This is a genomic window from Leeuwenhoekiella sp. ZYFB001 (assembly GCF_011784865.1).
GTDB classification, from domain to species: domain Bacteria; phylum Bacteroidota; class Bacteroidia; order Flavobacteriales; family Flavobacteriaceae; genus Leeuwenhoekiella; species Leeuwenhoekiella palythoae.
Window position 1 is genome coordinate 2173561 of record NZ_CP050460.1, and the last position, 12516, is coordinate 2186076.

Consider the following 12516-nt stretch of genomic DNA (forward strand, 5'->3'; position numbering starts at 1 on the left):
CAACACGTTGGGATTTTTTTCTGCCATTTTTATCGATTTTCCTTTATCAACACACTTGAGAATTAAAGCATTTCACCTCTTGCAGGATAGCCTGACTGAACGATATAATCTACCGCTTTTACAAAAGACGGCAAATATGGTCTTCCCCAAGGATTACTGTTTATAGCTGAATAATAAACTTGATTATTATTGTCAATTAAAAACAATCCCGGTTCACTAAATTCACTTGGCTCACCAGCTTTTACACCAGCACTTAAATACAAAGCCCAATCTCTTGCTGATTTTTCAGATAAACCATAGCCCAAAGTAAGATTAGACAATTCCCACTTTTGACGAGAAAGTCTAGCTCTCTTTTCGGTATCCATACTTACTGCTACTACATTCACGCCTCTTTGTTCAAATTCGGGTAACAACTCTTGTAGTTGTTGTAAGTAATTTTTACACAATGGACAATGTAAGCCTCGGTAAAAAACAACTAAAGTAAAATTATCCGGACTTTGGTCTGCTAAATGCCATTGATTTCCATCTAATAATGGAAGTTTTAAATCTGGTGCTGTATGCTTTGGTGTTGGTCTGTTCATTGTCAAAGTTTTAAAAGTTTGCTTTTAAATGATTTTCAAATCGAATGAAATCATTCTCTATTTCTGGATTTTTCATTACATCATATGCCATAAATGTTGGTAATGGTTCAAAACCAAACCACTTAAAATTGAGATGCATTGGCTTTAAAAGTTCATCTTCGCTTATTCCATTAAAAAATGTTTCCTCTGGATTGTTAAAAGCTTCTTTTGGTGCATTAGCGGTTACTGACATCATGTACTTTCCGTTTAACTTTCCACCCAATCCATAATTCTTCTTGGGGGCTTCTTTACTTCTGCCATCACCAGCAGACATTTCGCCCATCATACCCATCGAAAATACTTCATCAATGTATTTTTTAAACGACCAACTTACACCCATCCAGTTTAATGGTGTTTGAAAAAAGACCACATCTGCCCATTTGAACTTTTCAATTTCTTCATTGACATCATAATTGTCTTCCATCGTAGTTTTCTTGATATTGTAACCATTGCTCTTAAAGTAGCTTTCCGCTTTTTCAGTTAAAGTTGCGTTTAATTTCCCTTCAGAAAATGGATATTTCTGATGACCATTGATGATAAAAATATTTTTCATTTTGAAATTTTAATTACATTTGTTTCACAAAGAAACTATTATTGGTTCATATTTGAAACTAACGTGTTTGAATTTGGATAAATAGTGGTAACTAAAAAGTAACTAATGGCAAGAAAATATATAGATAACCCAAATGCTTGTTCCCTTGTGCATACGATGAACGTAATTGGCAACAAATGGAAACCGATTATTTTATACTTATTATCAAATGGTTCTATGCGATTTGGAATGCTGAATACGCTAATACCTACAATCTCAAAAAAGGTGCTGACTAATCAGCTGAAAGAATTAGAAACCGATGGATTACTTTTGAGACAATCTTTTGCAGAAACTCCACCAAGAGTTGAATATTCATTAACCGAAAAAGCACTTGGACTTTTACCTGTTTTAAGAATGTTAAGTGATTGGGCAAATGAAGCTTATCCCGAAATGGATTTTGAACAATGTAGAATCATAGAGAATGGAAGAAAGCCCGCTTATAAAAATATATAGACGGAAAAGTTTTTAGTTCCAACTATCGAGTAAACGACCTCATTTAACGCCATGCGCTTAATATCTTTTTGACAAAGCCAAAAAAATTGTAATACCAAACACGTGTTATTTGCAGGTTAATATGAATTTGCCCTGTAAAAACAGTACTTTTAAATGCAATTACGCACGTACTAAAAGCACTATTTTTTATGAAAGCAGCACTGTTGGGACTGAGTTTGTGTACCCTTCTTTCTTGTAAAAACACCGAAAAGAAATCTGAAACTGATATGACTGATACCGCCGCTTCCCCGCGCACAACCTTTTATCTAGGCACTTATACTGATGGTGAAAGTCAAGGGATTTACAAAGCCGGTATAGAAGACGACGGCACCTTCACAAAACCTGTACTGGTCACAGCGACTTCTAATCCATCTTTTTTGGCTTTAAGTGCTACGAAGCATACGCTGCTTGCTGTAAATGAAGACGACCCCGGAATGATCACTTCGTTCGAGGTTAAAAATGACAGCTTAGTTCAATTATCGCAAACCGAAACAGGCGGTGCGCACCCTTGTTTTGTAACGCTTAATGAGAATAATGATGTTCTGGTAGCCAATTATAGTGGCGGGAACTTGGGCTTATTAAAACTGAATGAAAAAGACGGCAGCCTTTCTGCGCTTTTAGATGTAGAACAACATGAAGGTCAAGGAACCACCGATCGTCAAGAAGGTCCACATGCACATTCTGTATGGTTTTTACCTGAAGAAAGCGGAATTGTTTCGGCTGATTTAGGAACCAATCAATTATGGTTTTCTAAGATCAATACTGAAACTCAAAAACTAGAACCCGCAGAAAATCAGAAGCTAGACTTCCCGGAAGGTGCGGGCCCAAGACATTTGGTTTTTCATCCTTCCAACGGATTTATCTATGTCTTGAACGAACTAGACAACACCATTGCACAGGTTGGTAAGGATAACGGTCAATACAGCGTTTTAGCAGTTACTTCAATATTACCCGAGGGATTTTCCGAATACAGCAAAGCAGCAGATATTCACATCAGCGATGATGGTAGGTTTATTTATGCTTCAAATCGCGGACACGACAGTATCGCTATTTTGGAAGTTGATGATCAAGGGGCGCTCTCATTAATCGCTAACGAGCCTACCAAAGGAAAAGATCCTAGAAACTTTCAGATTACACCAGATCAAAATTTTGTGATCGTGGCGAATCAAAACAGCAATAACTTGGTATCCTATACCAGAGATCCTGAAACTGGATTATTAACGTATGCTTCTGAAATTGCTGCTCCTAAACCTGTGTGTATTTTGTTTGATTAGATCTATTTTTTATCTTATCTGAAACAAAATTTTACAACCATGAATCGTTTTACGGTTATATTTCTAAGCTTACTTGCATCTTTTATCTGCTACATAGGAATTTGGTATACGCTACAATGGTTATTTCCAAGTTTTGAGGGCGCAGTTAAAGCTGCAACGTGCGCGGTAATCACTGTATTCTTAACGCCGCGAATTCATAAAATAGATTCCCAAACAGGTAAAAAACAAACGTTGATCTCTTGGATGCTTGTTGGAAAAAGTTGGGTCGTTTAGCAATCTGAAAAAAATATGCGTACAAAACTTCAGATTTTTAAAGTGGTGGCAAAGCATTTGAGTTTTACAAAGGCCGCCGAACAGCTTTATCTCTCGCAACCGGCAGTTTCTAAAGCGATCAAAAGTCTTGAAGAAGAATTTAAGACCACACTTTTTGTCCGCAAACGTAATGCCATTGAGCTTACCGCAGAAGGCAAAGCATTTCTCATTCATACGCAAAAGATCCTGAGCATTTATGCGGAAATGGACGAGCAATTCACGCATAAAAACGAAGCCTTTCCTGAGACCATTGATATGGGGGTGAGCACCACCTTGTCTGACTATGTGATTCCGCAAGTGATCGCTCAATACAACTTAAGATTTCCCAAAACAAAGTTTAGTATTCGAGCTGCTAATACTGAATATATTGAGAAGCTTATTTTAGAAGAAGAAATTCATTTTGGCATAACCGAAGGCAATACCAACAACAACAAATTATCGTACACCAAATTTTTAAAAGACGAGATCGTGTTGGTGACCAATGCCACAAATACCAGCATTAAAGAAAATGCGATCGCATTGAAAAAATTAAAAGATTTACCGTTGGTCTCACGCGAATCAGGCTCAGGAACACGGGAGGTTATTGATTCGTTCTTACAGCAACACCAGATCAAGTCTATTGATCGAAATATTTTGTTTAACAGCACAGAAGCCATCAAGAACTTTTTATATCATTCTGAACACTTTGCGCTACTCTCTATTCATTCAGTCGCAGACGATTTAAAGAATAACCGTCTCAAAATCATAGATATTAAAAACTTCAGTATCGAGCGCTGGTTCTACTTTGTACGCCGCACGGGTTATCTTTCTAAAAATATAGATTATCTGGAGCGCTTCATTCAAAAAAGAAATAACTTTTAGTTATCTATAAGAACAAATAAGATTCCTCAAAGGCATTTCAGTCAACGTATTTTTGTATCAAATTATTGATATGAAAAGTCGTTATTCTAAGCTTATATTCTTCGCACTGATCCTACTAGCACTAAGCGGGGCCTTTACAAGTCCATTAGCTTTAATTGCTGGTTTTCTATTCAATTTATTTTTCACAACACCCTACCGGCAACAGCAGCATCAGGCTATAAATTACTTGCTCAAATTTGCAGTGATCGGGCTGGGCTTTGGTATGTTTATTTCTGAAACCATCGCCACCGGAAGCAAAGGTTTCAGTCTAACGTTGAGTACCATCGTTCTTACGGTCTTTCTGGGATTTATATTGACCAAGTACCTAAAAATAGATTTGCGTCTGGGCCATTTGATCACCTCAGGAACGGCTATCTGCGGCGGAAGCGCAATCGCCGCGATCAGTCCCGCGATCAAAGCCAATGCAAAAACCATAAGCGTTTCACTGGCGATAGTTTTTATGCTGAATGCTATTGCGTTATTTATCTTCCCGGTGTTAGGGCACGCATTTCATTTAAGTCAAGAGCAATTTGGTATCTGGTGCGCAGTGGCGATACACGACACGAGTTCTGTAGTTGGCGCAGCATTGCAATATGGCGAAGAGGCGCTCAAAATTGCAACCACCGTAAAACTTACCCGTACGTTGTGGATCATCCCAATGGCGGTGTTCTCTATGTTTTATTTTAAGACGAAAAACGAACGCGTACGCGTACCGTATTTTATCATTTTTTTCGTACTAGCCATTTTAGCGCACAGCTATCACCTCCTACCTGAACTTTGGGCCGAAGGATTAGTATTGCTGTCCAAACGATTATTGCTTGTATCGCTTCTCTTAATAGGTATCAACATATCGTTGAAAGATTTTAAAACCATCGGACTCAAACCTGTGGCGTTAGCTTTAGTGCTATGGATCTTTATTGCTACGTTTTCACTGTTGTTTATTCTGTACTGAAGTAGTATTTTTTTTCAGTATAATAAAATTCCGCAGGAAGCTTTTTTAGTTTTTAATCCGGATTATTGAGTAAATCACATTAGGAACGCAACCATTTAAGCAACTGAACATCATATAAATAAGCGCAAATTTTGATATGATTGAAAATATCTACTTATGAATAAAATCTACAATTATCTATTCCTGTTTATTCTTTTGATAAGCTTAGGATGCAGTAAAGACGAAGCTATAAGCGTTGATCTGTCTCAGTTTGAATCGATCACTGAGCGTTTTCCCTATGCCGATCTTACTACAAATATTGCTTACGATTACTATGAGCTGTTGTACTCTTTTGATGTCCCCGGAAATGAAGAGCTCATCGTTTCTGAGGGAAGTCTTTGTGTGAATGCGTCAAATACTGATGCGTGTATTGAATCCTTCAACACGCTCGAAACTCCGTTTGGTTTCGCCGGAAGCTGTCTGCCCTCCTATTGCTTTTTATACATTAAACTTCAGCAAGGCGATAACAACACTATCCTAAATACGCCGGAACAATTATTGACATTTCTAGGCACGATAGACACCCGTTCTGAGGCAATACTTTGGGCTAACGCTAACGGTTATTTTCACAGTTTAGACATTAAAGAAATAGGAGCTATAAAGGCAACTGATGATCACTTTGAACTTTTAGTTTCTGAACTTGTAAGTGGCTGTCTTCCCTACCAAAGTGACCAAGTTCATTTGCGTATTGATGCAGATGGTAAAATTACTGAGTTAGACAGAGTTGTTTACTCCTACTCTAAAAATAGCTGCATCTAATACTTATTTTACTTGCTTACCTCCTAACCAAGTCTGATTCACTTCCAAATCAGGAATAGCGTCTTCTTCGATGGTCATGATATCTTGATCCATCACGATGAAATCTGCAAATTTACCGGCTTCAATGCTACCTTTTTCGTTTTCTTCAAAATTAGAATAAGCAGCCCAAATTGTCATACCGCGCAGGGTTTCTTCACGCGAAAGCGCATCTTTTTTCTGAAATCCGTCTTGCGGATAATGCTCTAGATCCTTTCGGGCTACAGCGGCATAAAACGTGTAAAATGGATTTACCTGCTCTACGGGAAAGTCGGTACCTAAGGCGATCATTCCGGCTTCGTCAAGCAGTTTTTTATAGGCGTATGCTCCTTTCATTCTGCGCTCTCCTAAACGGTCTTTTGCCCAATACATATCACTGGTTGCGTGGGTAGGTTGTACAGACGGCAGAATATTATCATCAAAATAATTAAAATCATCAGGTGAAATAACTTGCGCGTGTTCTACCTTCCAGCGGCGATCAGATTGACCTTCTAAAGCTTCGGTATAAGCGTTTAAGATTACTGTATTTGCAGAATCTCCAATCGCGTGTGTATTCATCTGGAAATCTGTTGCGGCAAGCTTTTTTGCTAAGGCTTTGATATCTTCTACCGGAGTAACCATCGCTCCATAGTGATCGTGGCGGTCAGAATACGGCGCGCGTAACGCGGCACCACGCGAACCTAAAGCACCATCACCATACACCTTTACCGAGCGGACATTGAGCTTTTCGGTTTTTAAAATTCCGTTTTCTATAAAGTAATCCACATCTTCCGGACTGTTACTGATCATCACATACATACGCATACTCAAGGCATCGGCTTGCTGAAGACTATCGATCAACATAATTGTGGCACGATCAAGTCCTGCATCATTCACCGTGGTCAAACCATAATCAAAGCAATAACGTTGCGCATCTTTTAAAGCCTGAATGCTTTGCTCCCGACTTAATTTTGGCATTACTGCGTAAACTAAATCCATTGCATTATCAATGAGTACGCCGCTTACTTTACTATTTTCTTTGATGATCTCACCACCTTCAATTTGCGTATTCTTATCTATTTTAGCCAGTTCCAAAGCCTTTTGATTCACCAAAAGCGCGTGGCCATCTATACGCTGTAAAGCAACAGGTGTATTAGGAAAAACAGAATCTAGCTTTGATTTATTCGGAAAATCCTTAACCGCCCAATCGTTTTGATCCCAACCACGACCAAAAATAAAAGAGGAAGGTTTTTTCTCGTGAAAAGCTACTAGGCGTTCTAGGATCTCTTGGTAACTTGTAGTTCCCACCAAATCTGCATTCTGAAGACTTTCGCCAAAGCGGTAAAAATGACAATGCGCATCAATCAATCCCGGAAGCACGGTTTTACCCTTAAGGTCAACCGTTTCTTTTGCATAATACTTTGCCTGAATAGAATCTGTTAGCCCTACTGCGACAAACTTCCCGTCTTTAACCGCAAAAGCTTCCGCCTTAGAAAAATCAGTATTTACGGTGTAAACCGTTCCGTTGTAAAAAATAGAATCTACTTCCATTTTATCAGTCGGTTTTTGATCACAACTCAGCAATAAAGTAAAAATGGTAAAACCTAAAAGTATAGCGCGCATAGTCAAATTTTTGGCGAATGTACAAATTAAGATATCATCTTGTAAAACAAAAAAACTCCCTAAAAAGGGAGTTTTTTAAAATTTATAAGTCCTAAAGGTATTACCAGTCAAAACGGTACGTAGCTCCCGCCATACCTTGCAGCCCTTGTACCGGATAGTTTACCCAGCGCTGGTAGTTGTTGCCCAAAGCGTTATTAACCCGCGCAAAAAAGGAAAGTTGATCGTTCACACGATAACCGGCGTGTGCATTGGCATCAAAGTAACTTTCTAATTCAACCAGCTGTGGATTAGAACTTATTGAGCTTGTTTGGACATCGACCTGGTCTTTACGAGCACCAACATAGAATAAAGTTACACCGGCAAACCAGTGTTCATCAATCTGATAATCTGCAAAGAATGAGGCTTGAAAGTCAGGTAAATTCCAGGCTTCTTCCTCTAAATCTGTAGAATAACTAAAGGCCTCCCCATTGATGCGCATTTTTAAATTGCTATTGACATCAAAATTGAGTTCTCCAAAAATCGAAAGCGTTTTGAGGTTTTCATTTACGATGCCAAATGAATTGCCATACTGGTAATTTTCAGCGCCGGCCAGGGTTGCTTCACTTACTGATCTGTAATTGTTTTTATAGAGCAAGCGGTTATCTTCCGCTAAATAACTCGCGCGCAAGTTATAGCTCATTGCGCTGCTTAATTTCCCTTTAATTCCGGCAAAAAGATCATATTTCTGATCTGTTGGAGAAAGGGAATCTAAAGTGGGTGAAACAAACGGATTTGCAGTAGCGAGCTCTTGATAACTATTTTGGATCAAGCCACCTTCAAGACCACCGTAAGCGATAAAATACTCGTCAACTACATTGTAAGAAGCCTGCACACTAGGATAAATATTAATATCAGTCTCATCTGCATCCGGATTAAGATCTGCAGCTACATTGACCCCAAGATCAAGCATAAGATCATCTAGAAAGATCTGCAAACTGGGATTTGCACTTGCGATAAGATGTGTATACTCGATAGCTTCAGAATTCTGGTAATTGCGGTCAAAACTTCCATTTAAATAATCAAGATTAAGATCAATACTAATTTTCTGATCGGTAATCGGGATCATAAACTCCGGAGCAATAACAGCTCGTATTTCGCTTGACTCGTAAGAATCTCCAAAGTATCCTACACGAGCGGTTGCGCCCTCAAAAAATCCTTCATTAAACTCAATACCTCCACTTAATCCTGCCTGAAAATAGCTATGCACGGGATCTATATTTTGAACCAAAGTTGGTGACGCCGCAACAAACTCGTCAAGCCCATACCAGTTGTATAATTTATGCCCTAAGTCAAGATCAGTGTACCAATTAAAATCACGGTTTCGCGAGGTATAGTTTAGGTTCAGATCAGTGTCATAAAACTGGTTATCCAGCACCACGCCATCAATATCGCCTTGAGACGAGTTATGGTTTAAATAGATTCCGAAATTAGAATCGCGATCAATCTCAAAATTGCTGTAGAATTCGGCCAAAGCGGTGGTATAGGTACCAAAACCTAAACGCACATAATTATCATAAAGTTTGACCGGCTTTGCCTTTTCTACTTGAGCAGCCTTACCTTTTGCTGGGGTAAATGTCGAAGCAACCGGCACCGAAAAAATACCATAGGTCACTTTTTTCTTTGCCGTATTTACCGAATCATTAAGTGCCGGCGTTGCTTTAACTTTAAACGCATCACCAATTTCTGGCGTGTAGGGTTTTACAACATTTACTACTTCGGTGCCCAGATTGTCTTTTTCCTGAGCGTGTACAAACCCGATTCCGGCAAGCACAAAACTGAATGTAAAAATTGATTTTATCTTTTGAATCATAACTGATTTTCTAATTATAGGTTGATTACGCATAGCTACAGAATTAATTACCTTCCTCTAAAGAAGAGTTGGTTTTAGACTCTGCTGCTTTAATGCGCTTAAGTTCCTGTTGCGCTTCAGCCACAACTTGTGGATAATCGGTAAAATTGGTGATCACATTATCTAAGATGTAAGTTGCTTGGTAGGCGTCATTCAACTCATAAAAGTTTTTAGCCATCAGGACTAAACCTTTAGCGCCATACTCTTTATAACCGCTATAATCTTTAGCTAATTTTTGTACCGAAGTATTAGAACCGGCATAATCGCCATTCTTATTTTTAAAATAAGCATCGTAGTATAAAGCTTCTGCTGCTAGTGCTCCGGTTGCAATTTTTGAAACCTCAGCATAAGCGGTTGCTGCTTTGCTTTCATCACCGGTTTGCATCGCGCTTCGGGCAATGATCACTTGTGCATCACTTTTTACTTTGTTATCGATTTTTGAATTAGCTAATACCTTATCTGCATAACTTACGGCATTTGAATATTGCTGCAATTCGTAATAGGATTTCATCAAGTTGCTTTGCGCAAAAATCACATTCTGTGCACTATCAGCTTCAGTCTCTAAACGTTTTAAAACAGGAACGGCATCAGCATAATTACTTTCACTTAAATACACCTGACCTAAACGTGCCAAGGCTTGCTCAGTAAATTCGCTGCGTTCTTTGTCGATCACATATTTATAATGCGATTTTGTTTTTGCATATTCATTCTGACCAAAATAAAGCTGACCAAGATAAAAATGTGCTTCCATCGCACGTTGTCCGTTTGGATATTCTCTCAGGTATTTTTCAAAATTCTGAATTGCCTGCGCGTTGTTGCTTCCTACCAATTGCTGCTCTGCTGAAGAGAAAGCTGCATCGTCTAATTCTGAATCTTCAACCGAAATATAATCTAAGGTATTGGCCCATCTTCCGTATTCATCAACCTGACCTTTGTCTATATAAATAAGTTTTGCTGAAGCTACCGCCTGCACACCCTCTGGCGTTCCCGGATAGTCCTGAGCCACACGCTTGAATAAATTCAACGCCTGATCACTTCTACCGGTATTGTCATAAATAAGGGCTTTTTTAAGCTGGGCTTTTGCAGCGAACTTACTTTTGGGAATCTCGCGTACTAAGCGATCATAGGCTTGAATACCGCGCTCGTTATCGCCCGTAGCAACATAGGTGTTTCCTAATTCGTACAACGCATCATCTCTGTAGCTAGACTGCGGAAACATATTAGCAAAGTTGCTTAAGCCTTCGATCTTTTGTGCGTTGCGATCTACAAAACCGTAGCTTATAGACTTCTGAAAAGTCGCATAGTCTTTATTTCCGCCGGGCATTGCGATAGCGGCATTGTAAGCTTCCATCGCCGGCCAGTATTCACTTTCAATAAAATGACTATCACCCAAACGCATAAAAGCATCCATCTTTCTCACATTATCATCGGTTCCCGAAGTGGTAAACTGACTAAAATATTTTGTCGCTTGATTATAGTTTTTCTTCTTGAAATAGGCATAGCCCAAATTATAGGCGAGGTTGTCATATTCTGGCAACGATCGCGCTGCGCTGTTTTGTTCAAACTGCTTAAACGTCAATAACGCATCATCAATACGATTGATGGTATATTCACTTTCGGCTTTCCAATATAACGCGCGTGCGGTGAACTCCGGAGTGCGTGGTTCACTTAAAGATTTTTCAAAATTGATGATCGCCTCTTGGTAGTCGCCGTCATTATAAAGTTCGATTCCGCGATAAAAAGCGACTTTTTGATAGGCTACTTTATCTTCAAAATTGCGATTGTTCTCAATAAGTTCCATCGCTCCTTCATAATTCTTAGAAGTGATGTAAGAGTCGATCAATAAGGTCTGTAATTGCTGACGCTCAGGAGTGTCAGGATATTGCTCTAAATAGTTACCTATGGCCTGTGGAGCAGGCTCATACGCATTCCCGATCTCATAACTCAACTTGGCATAATTGAGTCCGCTATCCTCTTTGATCTTCGGCTCAAAATCCATTTGATAAGCATTTCTAAACGCGTTTAAAGCTTCCTGCTTTTTTCCGGTTTGTAAATACGCATCGGCAAGGTGGTAATAGGCATTTTGCGCAACACTATTTTTTCCATCAATAATTTTATTGAACTCTCCTATTGCGCTGTCGTAATCACCTTGTTTGTAATAGGCATAACCTAGTTGATAATAATCGGTATTCGTCCATTTTCCGCGTTTTCCACGGTATTCCTTTAAATACGGAAGCGCTTCATCAAATTGCCCTAGATTGAAATAACTCTCTCCAATGATCTTATTCAATTCAGATTGATCGAGACGGTTTGCAGTAGGCAGTTGTTCTTTAGCCAGCTTGATCGCTTCTTCAAAATTACCTTGCTTAAAATTCAAGTCAGCTTTAAAATAACTCAGGTCTTCGCGAGTTCCTTCTTCGGCTTCAACTTCTTCAAAAAGCTGACTTGCCTCTTCATAATCGTCATTCTCATACGCCATAAAACCTTCATAATACTTCGCCTGCGCTCCGTATTTTTCAGAATTACGCACACGGCTGAAATATACCTTAGCCTCTTCCGGCCTGTTGGTTTTAAGATGAATGTAGCCCATATTAAAATTGAAACGCTCCAGTTCGCTCCAATTCAATCTTGACAGATCTACTTGCTCATACCAGCGCTTAGCTACCGAATATTTCCCATTCTCGTAGTAGTAATCGGCAACATCTTTATAAGCAGAATTACGTTTGGTACTCGTAGGGTATTCTTCAACAAATTTTTGCATCGCGGCATCTGCTCCACTTTGGTTGAGACGCACCGCAGCATTTGCGATATAATAGGCACAATCTCCCTTGATCGTGGGATCTTTAGCTTCCTGTTTTATTTCGTTGAAAAGTGTTTGCGCAGCGAGGTATTGTTTGCTGTTATACAGCGAGAGCGCCTTGTTGTATTTTGCCAGATCGTTTGTAAATGCGGCAGACTGCTGTGCCGTGAGAGCCGGCAAGGTCAGCAGCGTGAGAAGCCCTATACAGGCATATTTCTTGATCATATTTTCTAAGTTAAGTTGCAAAAGC

Annotated in this window: 10 protein-coding genes; 5 read left to right on the forward strand and 5 right to left on the reverse strand. The window is 39.3% G+C overall.

Translation table 11 applies throughout. From position 1 onward, the window contains the following. Positions 1 to 62: 62 nt before the first annotated feature. Both HCN54_RS09460 and HCN54_RS09465 read right to left on the reverse strand, forming a co-directional pair. Positions 63 to 581 (reverse strand): peroxiredoxin-like family protein, encoded by a 519-nt coding sequence (locus tag HCN54_RS09460; RefSeq protein WP_167597581.1) that lies wholly within the window; start codon positions 579 to 581, stop codon positions 63 to 65. 10 nt (positions 582 to 591) lie between these two features. Then, complete coding sequence (locus tag HCN54_RS09465) at positions 592 to 1173, reverse strand: NAD(P)H-dependent oxidoreductase (protein ID WP_167597582.1); 582 nt, start codon at positions 1171 to 1173, stop codon at positions 592 to 594. Between the two features lie 105 nt (positions 1174 to 1278). Between HCN54_RS09465 and HCN54_RS09470 the strand changes: the two genes are divergently transcribed. The 5 genes from HCN54_RS09470 to HCN54_RS09490 all read left to right on the forward strand — a co-directional run bounded on the left by HCN54_RS09470 (position 1279) and on the right by HCN54_RS09490 (position 5940). Continuing rightward, positions 1279 to 1665 carry a winged helix-turn-helix transcriptional regulator gene (locus tag HCN54_RS09470; protein ID WP_167597583.1) on the forward strand — a complete coding sequence of 129 codons (387 nt, stop codon included), beginning with the start codon at positions 1279 to 1281 and terminating at the stop codon, positions 1663 to 1665. 188 nt (positions 1666 to 1853) lie between these two features. Continuing rightward, positions 1854 to 2978 (forward strand): lactonase family protein, encoded by a 1125-nt coding sequence (locus HCN54_RS09475; RefSeq protein WP_167597584.1) that lies wholly within the window; start codon positions 1854 to 1856, stop codon positions 2976 to 2978. Between the two features lie 288 nt (positions 2979 to 3266). Further along, positions 3267 to 4151, forward strand: coding sequence for a LysR family transcriptional regulator (locus HCN54_RS09480; RefSeq protein ID WP_167597585.1), 885 nt, complete (start codon positions 3267 to 3269; stop codon positions 4149 to 4151). 70 nt (positions 4152 to 4221) lie between these two features. Next, positions 4222 to 5142, forward strand: a complete 921-nt coding sequence (locus HCN54_RS09485) for a YeiH family protein (protein WP_167597586.1) — start codon at positions 4222 to 4224, stop codon at positions 5140 to 5142. A gap of 156 nt (positions 5143 to 5298) precedes the next feature. Next, a complete protein-coding gene (locus HCN54_RS09490; RefSeq protein ID WP_167597587.1) occupies positions 5299 to 5940 on the forward strand; it encodes a hypothetical protein in 642 nt (213 codons plus the stop codon). A 3-nt stretch (positions 5941 to 5943) separates the two neighbouring features. Here HCN54_RS09490 and HCN54_RS09495 read toward each other — a convergent pair whose 3' ends face one another. The 3 genes from HCN54_RS09495 to HCN54_RS09505 form a co-directional block, all read right to left on the reverse strand. Then, the gene (locus HCN54_RS09495; protein WP_167597588.1) at positions 5944 to 7578 is read right to left on the reverse strand and encodes an amidohydrolase; all 1635 of its coding nucleotides are present in this window, start codon (positions 7576 to 7578) and stop codon (positions 5944 to 5946) included. Between the two features lie 100 nt (positions 7579 to 7678). Next, entirely contained in the window at positions 7679 to 9427 is a 1749-nt protein-coding gene (locus HCN54_RS09500; protein WP_240924844.1) for a TonB-dependent receptor, read from the reverse strand. Between the two features lie 43 nt (positions 9428 to 9470). Beyond that, the gene (locus tag HCN54_RS09505; RefSeq protein ID WP_167597589.1) at positions 9471 to 12491 is read right to left on the reverse strand and encodes a tetratricopeptide repeat protein; all 3021 of its coding nucleotides are present in this window, start codon (positions 12489 to 12491) and stop codon (positions 9471 to 9473) included. Positions 12492 to 12516: the final 25 nt, after the last annotated feature.